We start from the raw sequence: 17,174 nt of genomic DNA on the forward strand, positions 1-17,174 counted from the left end.
CCGCTCAGTAATCAACGTCGTGAGCTTCTAGCGCAATGCATGGCCCGGAGCCGGTTCAATCAGCTGAGCATTTGTGAACACGGTGACCCTCAAGCCCTGCGATACCCGGCGAAGATTGGGAGGTCGGTCGGGGGCCTCGCCGCCTTGAATGGTTCTGCATTGAACGCAAACTAGAATTCGGGAATGAGCGAGTCCGGCGACATCCTGGGGGAATGGTGGGCGCCGTCGACTCCGGCAATACGAGTTCCAGGATTGCTGTCAATGCAATCGAGGCCACCTTTGTTGCGTCTCCTGGGCGAGTTGGATCCAGCAACCAATGCCGGCGGTGGATGGCAGATGGAAGCGTCATACTCGTTTCCTCTAATTCACGGGATCAATGGTGCCGATGGGCAAGCCGTGACTGTCTTTCAGACTGGGGGCACAGTTGTACCTGCCGTGTCGATGTCCTACTTCAAGCCGCATCAGACCCTCACGGTTCGCGGGGCTATCGTTTTGGGCGCTCATCTGGACGACGAAGTCAGCTCGCAGATAATTGAGACCTCAGCGCAACTATCCGGACTCGACCACTGGATAGGTGTTGGAACTTACGCGACCGACCATCTAGACGGGACAGCCGAGGACGAAGATGGATACCGCTGGCCGGTCGTCACGCAAAAGGCGGGTTTCGGCCCAGTTGAGGTCGACCGCTGTTTGTCGATACGAACGGTGGCGACGTACCACCGGGAGTCAATGCACGACGCCCGCGGCACGGTCTACGAAATCAGGGACAATGCGGTCGCCATATTCGCGTATCGGGAACCGCAACCTCTCGCCACGACCCTCGAGGACATCCGCATTTTGATGGATCTGGTGACCTTCTTCTCTGGCGCTCCGTCCTGGCTGCAGAGCCGGGAAATCATGCTGTCAGTGCGACCAGCCGAACGACTTACGGTGCTCGACGTAGGCCACAGGATTACCGAGCTGCCGACCCTTGGGGAGCTGAAGGACCGCAGCCTGCTCTACTCCAGCGAGATGAAAATCGAAGACGTAGTTCAACGCTGGTTCGCCTTCAACCGTGACGTTGGCCGGTCCGCGATTCACGTGCTGCACGCAAGCCATTACAAAGACGGTCAGTACACCGAGACGGAATTCCTCAACGCGATGACAGCCCTGGAGGCCTTGTACTCGGCTCTTTCGCCAACGCACCAAACGATGCTCCCCACCAAGATCAAAAAATTCGCACCTAAGGCCTCCGCGCAGCCGGGCTCCAAACCCACGGTGCCCAAGTTCCGGGATCCATTTCTCGGAGAACAGCTGGACGCACTCCTTTCTTGGGTGGGCGTCGACCAGTTCAGCAGGGTGGTTCCAGCTGAAAAACAGCAAGCGTGGGTTGCCCTGGCGGTAAAAGCACGCAACGACCTTGTCCATGAAGGACACTTCAAGACCAGGCTCAGCACGAGCGGCTTGGGGGCACTGACACGGGGAGTTCGTTGGCTCCTCAACCTCGCCCTGATGAAGCATCTGGGCATTGGCGACGCTTCTCTCCGCGGCTCCGTGTGGCGTTCGCGGGATGGGCAGGCTGCGACCTTCACTACGGCCCGTTACCTCGCCGACGCCCTCGACTAAGAAACAAGGGCACCACCATTCAGCTCTCCGGGTGTGACCTGAGGTGTGGAGTCAGCTTGCGACCGCCGATGCAATTGCGTGGGGAGGTCATGGTTGGCCAAGCTCGCCACCTCAACGCGTCTGGTCGTTGAACCCGGAGCACAATTCTCGAAGGCCGCCCGAAGCCAAATCGCATCGGGCGTTCAAATTGTCTTTCATCAATCAGATATTGTCTGACCCTGGCTGTAGAGTGTCCTCATGCTTCACTTTGCAATCCTAAAATCACTCATTCGTGTCGCACTGGCCGACAACTCCGGCCCAGCCCGCCATCAAGTCGAGCGGTTGATTGAGGCTCTACGTGCAGATGGCGAAACCAAAGAAGCTGCCGCTCTGGTCCGAATGCTCAACCAGGGTGCCCGGTCCCACGAACTGGCCCCCAGCCGCATTTCCAGGAGCGCATCCGCTGCTGGCGGAAGTCAAGAGCGCCTAACTCCCTCCGTCCCACTCCCCGTCGACAAGGAGACGTCTGCGCCGTTGGCCACGGTTATTTTCCCTGGCGACATCGTCCCGCAGCTGCCGTTATTCCCAGAAGCACTGAAGGAAAACATTGAGGCGCTCGTGCTCGAGTGGGAGAACAGCGAGCGGATCGCAGCGGCCGGCATGCGACCATCTCTGTCGTGCTTGGTCTACGGGGCCCCGGGAACGGGAAAGACAACTCTCGCTTTTTGGTTCGCAGCTCGCCTCGGCATCCCCGTTGTCTTGGCTCGCCTCGATGGGCTCATCAGTTCATATCTCGGCACAACCGCCCGGAATTTAGGCGCTCTCTTCGCGTTCGCGAACCGCTATGAATGCGTGCTCGTTCTCGATGAATTCGACGCCATCGCGAAAGTTCGAGACGACCCCAACGAGGTCGGAGAGATCAAGCGAGTCGTCAACGCGTTGCTGCAGAACATGGATGCTCGCGAAGGTCGGGGAATCACCATTGGTCTGACCAATCACGAGTCTCTCCTCGACACGGCTATCTGGCGCCGCTTCGAAGTCCAACTCGCCGTTCCCCTCCCCGGATTCGAACAAAGGGTTGAGATTGCGAGACGCTCCCTGGACGCCGACGCCGAATCCACGGACGCAGATGCGAAGCTGCTGGCGTGGGTCTGCGAGGGCCTCTCCGGCGCCGAATTGCAGACCATGGCACTGAAATTCCGTAAGCGACGCTTACTGCTGGACGATATTGAGGTTTCCCCCGTCACCACCGTCGCTCAACTCTCACGGTCAACGTCAGTCCACATCGACCCAGAACGGGCGGACCGCCTCTTTCTCGACGAAGTCACACTGACTAAGTACTTCGCGACTTCAGAAATCAAGTTCACCCACGGCGAGCTGGCATCCCTATTCGGCCGCAGCACTAAGACCATAGGGCGTCGAATTAGTGAAGAGGGTTCCCGACATGACGAATGAGCCTGTGCAGGTTGTACTCAACCCCGAGGCACTGCGTGCCGCGCGCGACCGCAAAACAATGAACGGGAATGGAAAGGATTTCTTTGCGGGGCGTGACGATGCGTTTCGCTCACACAAGGAGGAACTCGCGGCATCGGCAATCGGAGTCCTGCGCGCCATCACGAGCGAGGAGCACCTGGCTGAATTCAGTGGACTCTGCTACGTGAAAGTCGTCATGGCTACCGTCGCAATCGCCAAATCACATCGGCCTCAGAAGAAGTTGTTCCGACCGACTTGGACCCCACACGTCGGAACAGCCGGAATGGGAGAGCCCATCTACGCCTGCACCCCACATTCCTTGAAGAAGGTCATCCAAGAGATTGCCGCAGCAGAAATCACTGTCCCGCTCAAGCTAGACAAGCGAACCGGGAAGATGGTGCCCAACCCCTCGCGGAACCGGTGCGAAGTCTCGGCCATCGAGAGCATCAACCTTTGGACCGCAACTGACAAGCGTGACTTCAGCGCGGCCGAGGGTGCCGCCTGGCTCGCCAGAGCCGGCACCGGCGGAAACTACTTGGTCGAGCTCTTTCCCGTGACCACTGCCGAGCAAAATCCACAGCTTCAACTTGCCGAGGAATCATCATCCATTTCGTTGAGAACCGCACTATCCGCCCTCAACGTCGATGCGCAGGCCATGAAACCAATCTCAGGGGTGCTGGCGTCGGGGGTCTCGCTGAGGGTGACGGACGCCAGTAAGCCAAGTAGCCCGACGCTGGAACTCTCGGGGGCTGGTAAGGATGGCAGCCTGGCAGACACGTCACGCTCGATATCAAGCCGTGACGCGACAGCGCATCAACGGGTGCTCCAGTCCCTTGAGCGCAACCCTCTTGTCCGTTCTATCGCCCTGCCGGCAGAAGTCCGAACCGAGGAGTTCGACTCTGTCCCGATGCTTCAGCCTGCCCCATCCGAGATCTTCGAACGTGAAATGTCCAGGACGCTTGCACAGGTCGGAGTGATTGACGGGGGAGTCTCCGGTCCCATTGAAGAATGGGTCGAAGCCCGATGGGGCCAGCTTTCGACATCCGACCGCGACGCCAGCCACGGCACATTCATTTCGGGACTTCTAGTCGCCGCCGGCCAGCTGAACGCATATCTGCACAACCAGCTTGCCGGTTGCCTCATCTATGACATCGACGTTCTCCCTGCAGACCCGGGAGGCACCGGTGTTGCATTCGCGGCCTACTACCCCAATGGACTCTCGGATTTCATGGACGAAGTCGAATCGGCTGTGCGGGAATTCAGGGAGAGCCGCGGAGTACGAGTCTTCAACTTCAGCATGAACTTCACAACGCCCGGAAACAGCTCTCGCTACGGATATGCCGCGACGCGATTGGATGAACTTGCGGCTCGCTATGACGTGATATTTGTCATCTCAGTCGGAAACGTCCACCCGTCACAGCAACGCAGTGAATGGCATCCAGACCCAAGCGCAGCTCTCGCCGGCCTCGCGAACGACACCTTGAGCCTTCTGAGCGAGCCTGGCGAGAGTCTCTGTAACGCCTCGGTCAGCGCGCTGAATCCCCCGGGGCTGCAGGGACAGGTGCCTTTCGCTCTGGCCAAATACAGCCGCCGCGGTCCCGGACTGCGAGGGGCAACCAAACCCGACTTCGCGCACATCGGCGGCTCCGGCACGCCGTTGCCCGGAATTGGCAGCGGGCTTTTCTCAGTTGATGAACACGGTCGACTCGTCGCCGGGTCGGGGACAAGTTACGCAGCGCCGTTGGTCGCTCGCCGCCTGGCAGACCTCGACGCACTCATAGAGGGCGACGTGTCTCGGGAAGCCCTCCTCGCACTCCTTGTGCATCACGCCCACACCCCGGACGTGATGAGTCAACCGTCGATTCAGCCTGTTGCCCAGAACCTCATCGGGTTCGGCGTACCGTCAACGGCCGAGGACATGCTCCAACGGGACGACTCGGAAATATCCTTGGTCTTCGAAAGTTCGGTCCAACCGGGCGAGCAGGCGACCATGGTCTTCGCCTGGCCGGAGTCGTTGGTCGCCAACGGCAAATGCTATGGCTACGCGAGGCTGACGCTGGTCGCGCGCCCCGTCCTTGCCTATGAACATGGCGACGAGCGCATCCGCGTCAATATCGGTGCACGCCTCATGCAGGAGAACAAGGACGGTGGCTTCGAAAACCGAGTTCACCCGGTGAACCTTCCGCCGCGCACGGCTGGCGGCCCAAGCACAGAACGCGAGCTGCTCAAGGAAGCTATGAAGTGGCAAATTGTGAAGTGCTTTGACGTCAGACTGGCGGGACGCGGACCGAGTTCGACGTGGAAGTTTGTCGTCGACTACCTCACCCGCGCGGACGAAGCGATGCCGATGTCAGGCGTCAAGTTCGCGGCTGTCTTGACCATTGCCGATCCCAAGGGGGTGGCCCCCGTCTTTCAGCAGGTCCGCCAAGGGCTCAGCCAATTGGGAATTCGTACCGCTGACATCCGCACAAGCGTGAGGGCGCGGACGAGGACATAAACGTTTGGTTGAAGACATCGGCAGCTGCCTCACCGTGTTGAGCCGGTCAGCATCGGTGCCAAATTTGACTGGCTCAGCGTTTGCTTGTTTCCCTGATCCGCCTGGCTTCCACGTGCGAATGGCACTCGGTCGGCAACAGCCTCCAGAACACAATCTCCGGAATTTCATCCAGCATCTCGGCCGTTGCGCCTTCTTTGTCCGTGCTTTCGACGATGAGTACTCCGACGGGCCGAGTACTTGCCCCCTCTGGGCGGTCAATCCGCATACAAACGTAGGAGAGGCTCTGCATTCTCAGGGCCGCGACAACGGCCTCTGGCATGTTGAACTGTTTTGCGACGGCTTTGTTCCAGGCGGGTCGGCGCGTCGGAAGATCTGCGCGGTGGGACTGCATATCGCCCCAAGTCGCCGCAACGAGTCCCTCCGATGCGGCATAGATTGCTCGCCCCGGAATACGATAGTTGCCGTTTGCCGAATATCGCCCTGCCAAGGTGAACGTTCCGTCGTCATGACGGGCAAACACCGAAGCCCTGTGTTCTGGCCCGCTTAGACCAAGTTCGTGCAGGAGCTGCCCCAACACGAACGTCATCCGCTCACCGTCCGGGGAGTCATGGGCATTCAGCTGTTTCCGAAGATTTGCAATCGTCGCCAACAGGCTGTTTCTCGTCGGTCGCAAGAATATTGTCCACAGCGCCCCGCCCAGAGCAAGGGCGATTCCGATTGATACGGGAATCCAGCGATGATCTTTGCCCACGAGTGGGTAGACAGCCAGAACCACAGCTCCCGCTGCCTGCGTCAATGCAGGAAGAGATTGCCGGAATGCGCGATAGACCTTCAACGCTCGCCGCTCTCCGGGCGCAGCTACGCCTATCGTCACGCTAGAACGAGTTGAGTTCCGGAACGCTCGAGGTGTCGTGCCTCCGGGACGCTTGGGCGACGGCTCTCAGTGTTGGTATCAATGCCAGCCTGCTGGATTGCCTTGTCCACGGTACCTCGACCTATCGCGGACGCCTCTTTCCAAGAGGAAGCGGCGATGTCCATGCTGATCTCGACGACGTGGCCCTCAGTCTGCCGCACATGAACGTCTGAAAGCTCGCGAACACTCCTCGTGACCTGGCCCAAAGCGTCCTCAAGAATCGCGCTGAGCATCATCATGTCGTCTTCGTCGGTGCCCTGAAGTCTTCCCACTAGTCGAAATCTTTTGGATTCTTGGACGATCACTTCGCGATCACCTCTTCTATTTTCACTAGGACTATTCGCATCTTAATGCTAACGAGCCAAGAAAGCTCTCAATCGGCGCGTCTAGTTGCGACCGGAGCTTCAGCTCTATTTTGAGCAGCAGGAGAGAAGCTGGCGTCCACGGGCACCAGCAAGCCGGTCAAGTCCAAGGCCGGCAGCACGCTTGGCAAGGGCTAGAGAAACAGAAACGCGGCGGATCCAAAGGGGTCCGCCGCGTTTTCGCCTTAGGCGCAGTCGACGTGCGTGGTCATCCCAGCACCGGACTCGACAACCGACAACTCCATGAAGCAAACCAGGCACACTTCTTCGGCCGGCTTTTCGCAGCCGCATGCGGAACAGTCAGGGCATCGCGGTTCACCGCACTTCGGGCACGTGACGATGTCGACCGTCCACGAGAAGACAGCTCCGCAGGAACCGGAATTGCATTCCCGTTCGTCGGGCTGCCAGGTCTGTTCGCCGAACTTGTACAACGGTGTGACGACGGCGAAGGCGTAGATGCCGGTCCGGTCAAGGGCTAGGTCGATGTTCAGGTCGTCCCGGGTCTGGCCGCTTGAATAGCGCAGGCCGGCTTGGGCGATTCCGTTTGCCTGCCCGCCTCTCGCTGAAGCCGCTTCGAAGAGCCTGGCGAAGTCCTCTTGAACTGATCCGAAGGGAACCACATACAGGCTGTCGCTGTTTGACCGGGCAAAAAGGACAGCCCCTGATGCATCGGTGTAGACCACCAAGCACTCGGTTCCAGCGGGGGCTACTTCTATGGCTTTCATGCAACAGGCGCTTCGGGATCCTGACGAATCGCGGTGCAATTCGGCCAGGAACTTCGCCGTTAGGACTGTGCCGATTTTGGCCGACACCGCGTCGTCCGGAAAGAGGACTGCTGATGCGAACGCATCACAAACTCTCTCTTGGAGAATGTTGGCCTCAAAGTCGGTCAGCTCAGCGAGCACACCCAGCGCCCAATCCTCGTCGTGCTGCTGGAGGTGGTGCGCGAATTCGTGGAGAACGGTGAAGTTGTCTCGCCCATCTGTGGAGGAGCGATGGAGGGTAATCGTCGGCGGGTTGTGGTGGTAGTAGCCAGCGAGTTGGCACGCGGAGGGGGTCTCGGAGGCGTAGCGAACCGTGACGTGTGAACAGTCTCTTAGGGCGTCATGTGGGGCCCGGCTCAGATCTGCCAGGGTGATGTCGTCATGCTCCTGAAGCCGCTCAATCAGGTATCGCGCGGCGATGTGCAGGTTCTCAGGGGCCCTCCACGCCAGCAGAGGCGCAAGTTCAGGGAGTAGCACGGGAAGATTCCACGAGGCGTGCCAAGGTGTCAGCGACGAGAGTGCGCTTCCTCGCGCTGAAAGAGTCGGTCCTTGCGGCCAGGGCGAAGTCCGCCCGGACGGCGTTTCGAGCCGCCCCCTCCGTGATGGCCAGGTTGACGGCCAGCTCGACGACTCCAGATTTGAATTGTGGGCTCGATAAGAACCTGGTCTCTTCGTCGTCCGGGGCGAGTAGCAACTCGGCCGGGGAGAGCTCGTAGGCGGCAGCCAGTCGGCTTTGCGCGCGTTCGGTCAGGGGCTCCTGCCCCCGCCAGGTGCGAAGTGCTGATGGGACGTCTAGCCCACTCGCGTGCGCAAAGGCGCGGGCGTTGACGCCGAGGCCCTCGAGGACGGAGCGATTCAGTATCGATTCGCCAACCGTTAAGGCCGGCCACTCGATGAAACAGAGCGCCTGGAAGGTGTGAAGCGTCGCAGACAGCGAAGCCTCAATGTCCTCAGTCAGGGGATGGCTCCCAGCGACAAGACCGTCGTGCCGCCCTATCCGCAGCCCTGCCGTGTCGTCGGCGCTGACGGCGTGGCCTAAGTTCCGGTGAAAGAGGAATTTACCGAGGCCAGTTTCCGCTTCGTGAAGAAGAGTGAGTTCCGTGCCGAGGATGTCGGCTGGAAGCACGAGTTCGCCCCCGGTCGCGTACTCGGTGCCCATGAGTACGGGCATTCCGAGGACATAGTCCGGAAAGACGGCTGTCACCAGGACAAGCCCGTGAGCTACCGCGTTCCAAGACAGGAGCCAAATCTCGCCAACCGCAGGCATTGCGGTGGCCTCCCGCGTCCATGCCGCCCTCGCCTCGTCGCGGAGGCCGGCCGCTGGTTCAATCAAGCTCAAGTCGTTCATGGCAAATTGTCCAATTCGTGAAATCCAAAGTCTTTGAGACTATTCGTCTACGCGCGCGATGTCGAACTGACTCGGCCCGCGAGCATCGTGGGATGCCTGAGCCTTTCTATGCGCGGTGTGCTGCAGGCTGCAGCTGGACACTGAGGCGGTAGAGGCAGGCACACGTTCAGCTGACACGCATTCAGGGGTACAGCGTCTTGTCCCAGAACGCGAGAAGCTCACGCCGTGCGCCATCTCCCAGGGGTCCATAGAAATCACATATACGGGGTTTCTCGAAATCTCCGTATCGGAGGCTGTGTTTAAAGCGAGTGGTGAAAACGCCTAGTCGGTCCAACTTGCAGGACAGGTCTATCCCGCTCCGAAGCGTCACCCCTTCCACGTGCTTCTCGGTTGTTGACCGTGGCAGAGTCTTCACGTACTCAGGGCCCAACTCGACTACTCCACATCTTCGCGGAGCATCGTGGGCATCACCGCCGATGAGCGCGTGGGTGGCCACGCCGTAAATGTCCCCCAGGTCTGGCACAGCTTTGAGCATGCTGAAAGCCTATTGGGCGATGTGTTTCACTCCAGTTGTCACCGCACCCCCACTGAGCGGGGTACGGACGGAACGGCCGCCTGCTGTAGTTCTTGGGCCGAGTCCCCTGCTGGCCTGCGGGTGCCGTATACCTGCCGTCGCTACGGAGGCCAGAGATCCTCACTTCGGCGCCCATAGACGAAGCCGTCCGACCGGGCCCAGCTTTGCCACTACCGTTTGCGGAGCGTCGACACTTCCAGGAGGACGAGGACCTGTGGCGCGCCTGACCGCGCCGGCACCAGCAGACACAGCCCCTCGGCCGGCAAACCGTGGGAATGGCCGAAGACGCCTGTGACTACGTGCACCAGAAATGCCGCATTGCTGCTGTCATCGCGTCTTGTGGGCCAAACGCCACAGACGTGCGTGACGAGAGCTCCGCGCAAGCGCAATCTCTGACTTCTGCACACCGACTGTGGCCCGACTAGATGATTTGCAGCAATTGCGTTGCCGGTTGCCCGCGTCCCAGGCCGTCAGGCCATCTGCGGAATGGCCAGCCGTGTCGAACACAAACAACATTGGTTGTCGCTCAACTTGCAGTTGATGTATGTTGAGAAGAACGACAAGGTCTGCAAAGATTTTGCTCGACAACAAAATAACGTCGTCGGCCCACATGGGCTGGATAAACCACAGATGGGTCCACGCGCGCTGGAAACGAATCCGGCGCTTAGTCAGCCCATCGAATCGAAGCGTTAGATGTACAACTGACGATTTGGATTCACACAACCCACGGGGGTTCCTGGAAGCAATACTGACAGGAGCGTGGTTACTATCACTTTTCGTAGACGGCCAAACAATACTTCGAGATAGCCCCCTGCATCAGCACGGGGCTATCTGAATGAAGGGGTTTAGCCGATGAACGACCAGCACCAGACCGAACCCGCGGAGCCGGCCCTTGAGCTCGCTGCGCTAATCGTGGCTGAAGCAGCCGCGCGAGACTTCCATCCGACAGCTGCCGAACTCAAGATTCAAATGCTCAACCGCATGCCGTCGTTCTCGGAGAAGGAACTCGGTTTCAGGAAGTTCATCGACTTCCTCAACGACGCACAGGCTCGAGGACTTCTCTTCGTCTTTGCGGACAACAACGGGCATCCAAGGGTGTCTCACGATCCCGTTCTCGCCCAGGCACCAGTAGCAAGCCCCCGGCCCCCGGACGAGCCGCCTGCCCGAATGCGCCAGGATCTCTGGAGCGCCATCGTGCACTGGGAAGACATGAGCGACCGGTTCTGGGACCGGAAAGAACGGCGCGCTGTCTACGTTCCGGTCGACGGCGAGGGTGCCCCGCTCTGGAATTCAGAGCCGAGTAGATTCGCCCGGATCGCGCCCGTCACGAGGGAAGAGCACCTTGTTTGGATGAACAAATTCGCAGAGAGCTTGGACGGTCCCAAACGTGATGCTCTGCTCCAAGCGTCAGGACCGGACGCACCGCGTGGCGCACTCAAGAATGCTCTGCGTCGACACGAGCTCAGTGCGCTGTGGGGAGCCGAGCTCCAAAGCCGCGTGACCGCGCACGCCGAAGTTTGGGCGAAGGCGCAGGGCGTGCGGCTCGACCAGATTGTTGAAAAGACGCCACACCCAGCCCACCCGGCTGGTCTGCCGTCTGGAGCCAAGAGTGCTCTTCAGTCGCTCTCCCCATCCGGATCCAGCCACTCACCGACCGAACCCATCGGAGAGACGGCTCTGCTGCGTCGCAGGCTCAAGGGCGTCATCGACAAGATGAGCCTTGCTGAACTCGCGGCCATTCAGGTGCCGGCCATCTACCTTTTGTCTGAATAGCCTGTTCAATGGGGAAAACGAATCACGAATTGCAGCGCACTGCCGCGCCATACCTCGGTACCCGTGACGTCGTTCAGGCCCAAGTCGATACCGCCGGCGAGTTCAGGCAGGGCGGAGAAATTCGTACGCCCATCCGGTGTTCGCTCGAGACATCGAGTGATTTCAGCTTCGTTGCCACCCTGGAGTGTTCCCTCGCCGAACAGCTCGTGGTTCTTGGCCTCCCCGGAGGCCTTGCGTCTGCGGTGATCTGGGAAGTGCTGGCAGAACCGAGTGTGGCGATGGCCAGGATGGATCACGGCGTCCACAGCTTTCGACAAGCAGTTGTAATCGCACGGGACGGTAGCGCGGCGCCGCTTGAGATCCGCGCCGTCGTCGACGCTGTCATTTCACCTCGCGAGCAACGCCCTGGGCAGCAGCGAACGCCTCCGGTAGTGGAATCCGCCAGTGTGTCAATAGAACTTTTCGACTTGAGCGAGGATAAGGAAACCGCCCGTCTCCTCCGGGAGCTGATGGACTGGTGCTCCGAGTTCCCTGCACCGCTCAGTGACAAGCGCAGTCGGCCCGACCAAATGGCGTTCATCGGAGACCCTCGGCGAGTTGGCGTAGAAGCAGTCCCTGATTCTTGGCGGCTTCATCTCTCTGTCCTCGCGGGGATGTTCTCTCTGACCGCCGCGGTGAAAGACGGGCCGAGTTTTGACGGCGCGCTGCCTTCCAAAACCACATTAGTGGTCAAGCTGGACCCCTACGCGGGAAAGACACTGGCCATACCCAGCGGCACTGAGACTCTCCTGGTAGACGCCAGGGGAAGGACGTTCGCATCACTTGTCGACGACATCTCTCTGCACCTCGTGAAGAGAGAGGCGGCGTCGATGGACGCGGAGACCGCAGCAGTGGCACGCGACCTGCGGCCAGGCGAACGCGTCTACCACCGGAAGATAGGCAGTTCTCAGAGCTTCGACCGCTTCAATGTTGGTTCACCGAAGCCGTGCTCCCATGGCGAAGCGGGGTTCATCCCGTGGCGTGGACCAAAAGCCACCAAGGGGCTTGAGCGTCGATACACGAACTTCAAACCCAGCATGCATAGGCATTGCAACAAGTACCCGACCTGTGGCATGTATGCCGTGTTCGCGTAGCCGATTGCGGCCGTGCGGAGTCAGGTTCAACGGGGCGAGTCTTGGACGAATCGGTGACTTGAAGCGGCGGCGCGCACTCGTTGCCGCCTTCTCGAAGCCAACAGAATCAGCCAGGTGTCAGTTGACAATCTGTCGCATCAACTGGTGAGTGAGCTTCATCGCCGCCCTGCGAGTTCGGTGATTCTGTTCTCGGAAATTAGAAGCGTGACTTCACTCAGCTCGTCGATATCCTCACGATTGTGGCTTGTGAAAATTATGGTTACGCCGTCTTCCTGCCGCTGACGCAACAACTCTTTTATGTTCCCAACGCTTGCCAGGTCAAGCCCGTTGAAGGGTTCGTCCAGAAGCAGCACGTCGGGACTCTCCATGAGCGCCTGCGCGATGCCGAGTTTCTGTTTCATCCCCAACGAGTAGTTTCGTGCCTTCTGAGGCGAGTCCGGGTCGAGTCCGACTAAGGCAAGAATCTCCCGAACCTCAGACTCGCCTATCGTGTTTCGGATTGCCGCAAGGTCGACGAGGTTCTGCTTCCCCGTCAGCCCGGGGAGAAATGCTGGGCCGTCAATCATGATTCCGAACCTGTCGGGGAAGGCCCGCTTGGGGGCCATGAACTTCGGGTCAATCCACACTGACCCGGCATCCGGCAGCAGAAATCCGCAGATCATCTTGAAGAGGACCGACTTGCCGGACCCGTTGGGGCCCACCAGGCCGTACGTGCGGCCCTGCTCAAACTCCGCAGACAACTCGTCGAAGAGGACGTTGCCCTTGAATTTCTTGGACACGCTTCGTAGGGATATGACAGACATGTGTGGCCCTTCTAGATGACGATATGACGCTTGCGAATGCGGAGGCCCAAGGCGACCGCGATGGACACCCCAGCAAGGAGGAGTGAAGCGGTTGCTGGCAGGACTGCCTCCCACCCGCCGGAAGCCAGAGACATAGCCGATTGCTGGACCGGGAGCCACCGGCCAACCGCGATGTTGGGAGGGCTGAGAACCACAACGAGTCCGATGGAGATCAGTGCGGCCAAGCGCGTTCCGAATGCGACCTCTGCTGCATAGACCAGCAGGAGATAGAAGCTGAGTTGCCCGAGTCCATTGATGAAGAATTGGTAGGTCCAGATCCCAAGCCCTTGAGGAGGAAGTGATACATCGCGCCCACCGAGCACAAAGTACGCGGCCGTCGCAACAAGCAGCACGAAGAGCAGATAGACCAAAGCGCGTCGGAACTCACGGGCGGCTACCTTCCGGAGCATGCCCCCAAAAGAACCTTCCCTTATAAGGGTGACAGCCCGCCAGCTGCCCGTACTTTCCTGTTGACCCAGCGCGAAAACAAGCGCATACCCTGGGAACACCAATGTCGAGAGGAGGTACTGCACAATCGTTCCGGAATTCCCCTGCAGGGCAAACGAGATTGAGCCAAAGAGGCTGCTCTCCTTTGGAATGGAGATTTGCATCGTGAGGCTAAGGACTACAAGCACAGCGAGAGCCTGCAGGCCGGCCGGGCTGACGTGCAAACGCCACAACTTCGTACGACGCGCATCCGCAGCTAGTGCCGCCACCATTGCGAGTGCACCTATCAAACCCATCGTGAGCACGGCCCCGGCATAGGCGGCGGGCTGCGCAACAGCTGAGACCGCTTGGAAGTAGAGCCCGGCATTGAGGGGGGAGTTCTTATCGAAGAGTCCTATGGTCGACGTGGCTGCCCATAGCCAAATCAGGATTGCGAGTGCCGCCTCAATTGCCGGCTTTTGCACGTGAATGCGAATTGCGGTGAAAGTCACCCGGACGACTAGCAAGGCCAGGCCAAGCTGAAGAACCTGCCAGATGCTTGCGACCGACGCGGGCACTCCAACGGTGGAGAAGGCTCCTGAAACCGTTTGTGGGCCGAGTCCGGAACTCGGTGCGGAAACGAGCGGCAACCCATACGCAGCCACCACAATCGCCAGGATGATGACAACGGCCATTCCAACTAAATGCCAAGACGCTTGGTCGGTTCCGGCAGCGAGTACCTTCCGATAGGTTCCCAACCTCAGCAGGCGTTGGGGGGCCGTCTCTTGACCGCCGCGCAAAATGGCGTGCAGCAACCATGCTGCCAGCAGGACGAAGATGATGAATTGTGGATTCCCAACGGTCTCGAGAACCACATCCCAAAACCCAACCGAGGTCGAAGAACTGGATCCCGAAACTATCAGCTGTCGACAATAGAGTCCGTATCCAAAGGCCAGCACCCCAAGTCCACAGGCCCAACCACTCTGACGGAAAACGGACACCAGGAACTTCATGTCAGGGTTTCCAGGTCGAGCATTCGACGATGGATGCCTATCCACCCGACTACGCAGACCAGAAGTATCGCAGCCGTGGGCGCAATCGCCCATACCGCCGAGAACTGTTGCAGTCCAAACGGGAAGACCGCGTACATAAGTGCAACCTGAGGGAAGCCGAGTAGGGCGGCCGCGATTGTCTGGACGAAGTAGACCAGGAATGGGACTGCCATCGCGAGGACTCGATTGCGCATCAAGATCAGCGCGGCAAACCCGAGGCTCACGTAAATCGCTGCCACCGCTCCAACCCAAGCGGCGTAGACAACGCCATAGACGACAGTTCCCGAACCCAGTAAGGCGCTGAAAGTCAGTCGTTGGAGACTGTCGAGCTGGGCCTCGCCGACGGTCATGCCGTAGACGCTGGGATCAACCGAAGGATTCCCCAAGGCTGGCCACAAGTAGAAAGAGAAAACGAACGGGATGAACGCAAACAGGAAGAAAACGGCGAATGTCGCCGCGACACTGCCGAAGTGCTTGGCACTGATGTAGCTCCGTATGTTCACCCGCATTCGCACGTTTGAGATGTATCGATTGCCCACTTCTTGGTAGAAACGGGTGCATCCAACGAACACGGCCGCCAACGGGAAAACCAATGTCAGGGGCGAGTTCAACATGTCGGCATACACGTCGAGGTTGTCGCGGTACGCGGTCGTCGAGAAGCCATCGAGAAAGTTCACAATCGGCACACTGAGGACGATGACCACAAACAGGATCACGTACCATCGGCTCCACTGCATGAGCCCCAGCCAGACGAGGCGAAACCAAGAAGCGTTCATTTCAATCCTTATGGGATGCTGGGTGCGATCCGTGCGACCGCACCCAGCAGCGAACTAGTTGCTACGCCAGGACCCGACGATCTGAACTGTCACGGTGGTCCAGGTGTTGTTTGTGAGCGTCATCTGGGTGGTGGAGCCGGCGCCTATCGAGTTAGGCAGCGAGGCGCTACTGCTGTCGCCCAGACCCTTGACTTCCGTTCCAAAGGTGTTCCCGGTTCGGAGTTTCGCGTTCACGGTGTAGTTCGAGCCGACCGAGTCCACGATGATGCCCCCGGCGACGCCGCTGCCGGCCTTGGTCTGGTTCCCAAACGTACGCGGCTGCTGGAGACTCGGAGTCGTCTCGTTGAAGCCTTGATACGACGTGCCGGCATAGGCGGCACCGCCGGCCGACACCATGATTCCCCCCAAGACGATGCTCAAGACGATCTTTGATTTGGTCTTCAAAAGATTCAACTCCTCGATAGTGGTGGCAAGGCATCTCCCGTGTGGAGGCACCCGGTTCAGTCATCTTGACTGCGCGGAAACACATACGTCAATAGAAAACGGGTTATTCGGTTTTTATTTTACTGAGAGCCGTCTCGTTCGACCCTCGGAGTTCGGAAGACGGGTCGGCCCGGCGAGGCAAATGGAGTCAGGGGCCATGGAGTCGTGCCCGTTCTCACTTCTTTGGACACCACGCCGACCAGTCGCAAAACCTGAAACATGCGGCTTCCTGCTCTGCGCATCAGCGATTGCACACAGGTACCCTTCGGGCATGAAGGTTCAACCTCGTGCGCTCGCTGCGCTTCTTCAAAAGCCCGTCGCCCAGCGGTTGCCCATCATCGCAGAGGGCCTGACATTGGTGGTTGAGCATGTCGGGGAACTGCGCCGAAGCGTTGCCACCTTGCAGAGTTTCGGACAGCTTCGCGCGGCGGCCATTCTCGATATCGTGGCCGGGGAGGAGGCCGCCAAGGCCCTAATTCTTCTTGACCTGGTCCGCGTCGGCTGGGCAGACCAGGTGGTCGCCTCACGCCAAATCAGGAGTTTCAGCAGCCACCTGGCCCGCGGGATATACGCGGAGGTCAGCATGATGAACCCGGGTTCTTTCCGTGACGTTCGCGAGATGGTCGCACGCCACCGCCCGAGTCAGTATCTCGACGGGCCGAACGACGTGGACTGGGTCTACCGCAACACGATTGAGTCGAAGCGCGAAGAAACGCTATACGTCGACTACGTGCAATACGAAGACGAGCACCGCTGGGTGTCCCCGGCGGAGAGCATCGTCTCGTCTCACTCTGCCTGGACGGAGGCGTCGAAACTGGTTCACGCTATGGAACGCAGCGGGCTTTTTTCATTGCGCGGATTGGAGTTGACAGCCGAGGCGTGGCGAGGCGCACAGATTGCGGACTCCATGACTTGGCCGGAAGTAGCAGGAAGGAGTGTTGGCATCCTCCGCGTCCTCAGTGCCGAAGGAACCCATCACCCCGCCTTCTCCGCCGAGGATGCGGAGCTCATCCGGGAGCACTGGACATTCCCGATGCACGGCTTGGACCTGTCGCGGCTTCAGGTTACGGAGGAGGAGCTGCAGAAAGAACGGGATGATGCATTCGCCAGACTTGCAAATGATTGGCTCTGACGTTCCAGATTGCGTATTTCAGCGCGGCTATGCGGGCACCTC

The 17,174-nt window shown here is 59.5% G+C and carries 15 protein-coding genes; 7 read left to right on the forward strand and 8 right to left on the reverse strand.

Annotation, left to right across the window (positions count from 1 at the left end):
* Positions 1-183 precede the first annotated feature (183 nt).
* The 3 genes from E3O49_RS06715 (at position 184) to E3O49_RS06725 (ending at position 5,554) form a co-directional block, all read left to right on the forward strand.
* Positions 184-1,605 (forward strand): ApeA N-terminal domain 1-containing protein, encoded by a 1,422-nt coding sequence (locus tag E3O49_RS06715; RefSeq protein WP_134451188.1) that lies wholly within the window; start codon positions 184-186, stop codon positions 1,603-1,605.
* A 237-nt stretch (positions 1,606-1,842) separates the two neighbouring features.
* A complete protein-coding gene (locus E3O49_RS06720; protein ID WP_134451190.1) occupies positions 1,843-3,039 on the forward strand; it encodes an AAA family ATPase in 1,197 nt (398 codons plus the stop codon).
* Positions 3,029-5,554 (forward strand): S8 family serine peptidase, encoded by a 2,526-nt coding sequence (locus tag E3O49_RS06725; RefSeq protein WP_134451192.1) that lies wholly within the window; start codon positions 3,029-3,031, stop codon positions 5,552-5,554. Before E3O49_RS06720 ends, E3O49_RS06725 begins: the two co-directional genes overlap by 11 nt.
* Positions 5,555-5,627: 73 nt before the next feature.
* Here the strand turns inward: E3O49_RS06725 and E3O49_RS06730 are convergent, their stop codons facing one another.
* The 4 genes from E3O49_RS06730 to E3O49_RS16525 form a co-directional block, all read right to left on the reverse strand.
* The gene (locus E3O49_RS06730; protein WP_134451194.1) at positions 5,628-6,389 is read right to left on the reverse strand and encodes a hypothetical protein; all 762 of its coding nucleotides are present in this window, start codon (positions 6,387-6,389) and stop codon (positions 5,628-5,630) included.
* A 35-nt stretch (positions 6,390-6,424) separates the two neighbouring features.
* Positions 6,425-6,739: a hypothetical protein gene (locus E3O49_RS06735; protein ID WP_134451196.1), complete on the reverse strand. Its 315-nt coding sequence runs from the start codon at positions 6,737-6,739 to the stop codon at positions 6,425-6,427.
* A gap of 275 nt (positions 6,740-7,014) precedes the next feature.
* Positions 7,015-8,070: an ImmA/IrrE family metallo-endopeptidase gene (locus tag E3O49_RS06740; protein ID WP_160141040.1), complete on the reverse strand. Its 1,056-nt coding sequence runs from the start codon at positions 8,068-8,070 to the stop codon at positions 7,015-7,017.
* Positions 8,057-8,941, reverse strand: coding sequence for a hypothetical protein (locus E3O49_RS16525; protein WP_160141041.1), 885 nt, complete (start codon positions 8,939-8,941; stop codon positions 8,057-8,059). Before E3O49_RS16525 ends, E3O49_RS06740 begins: the two co-directional genes overlap by 14 nt.
* 1,060 nt (positions 8,942-10,001) lie before the next feature.
* On the opposite strand from E3O49_RS16525, the gene E3O49_RS06745 reads away from it, so the two are divergent.
* The 3 genes from E3O49_RS06745 (at position 10,002) to E3O49_RS06755 (ending at position 12,421) form a co-directional block, all read left to right on the forward strand.
* On the forward strand, positions 10,002-10,208 hold the full coding sequence (locus E3O49_RS06745) for a hypothetical protein (protein WP_134451200.1): 207 nt from the start codon (positions 10,002-10,004) through the stop codon (positions 10,206-10,208).
* Positions 10,209-10,367: 159 nt separating this feature from the next.
* On the forward strand, positions 10,368-11,288 hold the full coding sequence (locus E3O49_RS06750; RefSeq protein WP_134451201.1) for a hypothetical protein: 921 nt from the start codon (positions 10,368-10,370) through the stop codon (positions 11,286-11,288).
* A 29-nt stretch (positions 11,289-11,317) separates the two neighbouring features.
* Positions 11,318-12,421, forward strand: a complete 1,104-nt coding sequence (locus tag E3O49_RS06755) for a hypothetical protein (RefSeq protein WP_134451203.1) — start codon at positions 11,318-11,320, stop codon at positions 12,419-12,421.
* A 155-nt stretch (positions 12,422-12,576) separates the two neighbouring features.
* Here the strand turns inward: E3O49_RS06755 and E3O49_RS06760 are convergent, their stop codons facing one another.
* The 4 genes from E3O49_RS06760 to E3O49_RS06775 are packed head-to-tail and all read right to left on the reverse strand — an operon-like array spanning position 12,577 to position 15,961.
* The gene (locus E3O49_RS06760; RefSeq protein WP_244285260.1) at positions 12,577-13,200 is read right to left on the reverse strand and encodes an ABC transporter ATP-binding protein; all 624 of its coding nucleotides are present in this window, start codon (positions 13,198-13,200) and stop codon (positions 12,577-12,579) included.
* Positions 13,201-13,235: 35 nt separating this feature from the next.
* Positions 13,236-14,702, reverse strand: a complete 1,467-nt coding sequence (locus E3O49_RS06765) for a hypothetical protein (protein WP_134451207.1) — start codon at positions 14,700-14,702, stop codon at positions 13,236-13,238.
* Complete coding sequence (locus tag E3O49_RS06770) at positions 14,699-15,517, reverse strand: hypothetical protein (RefSeq protein WP_134451209.1); 819 nt, start codon at positions 15,515-15,517, stop codon at positions 14,699-14,701. Before E3O49_RS06770 ends, E3O49_RS06765 begins: the two co-directional genes overlap by 4 nt.
* Before the next feature lie 54 nt (positions 15,518-15,571).
* Complete coding sequence (locus E3O49_RS06775) at positions 15,572-15,961, reverse strand: hypothetical protein (RefSeq protein ID WP_160141042.1); 390 nt, start codon at positions 15,959-15,961, stop codon at positions 15,572-15,574.
* 310 nt (positions 15,962-16,271) lie between these two features.
* Here E3O49_RS06775 and E3O49_RS06780 point away from each other — a divergent pair, with 310 nt between their 5' ends.
* Positions 16,272-17,132 carry an AbiV family abortive infection protein gene (locus tag E3O49_RS06780; protein ID WP_160141043.1) on the forward strand — a complete coding sequence of 287 codons (861 nt, stop codon included), beginning with the start codon at positions 16,272-16,274 and terminating at the stop codon, positions 17,130-17,132.
* Positions 17,133-17,174: the final 42 nt, after the last annotated feature.

Origin of the sequence: Cryobacterium shii, assembly GCF_004402595.1 — a bacterium.
Lineage (GTDB): Bacteria > Actinomycetota > Actinomycetes > Actinomycetales > Microbacteriaceae > Cryobacterium > Cryobacterium shii.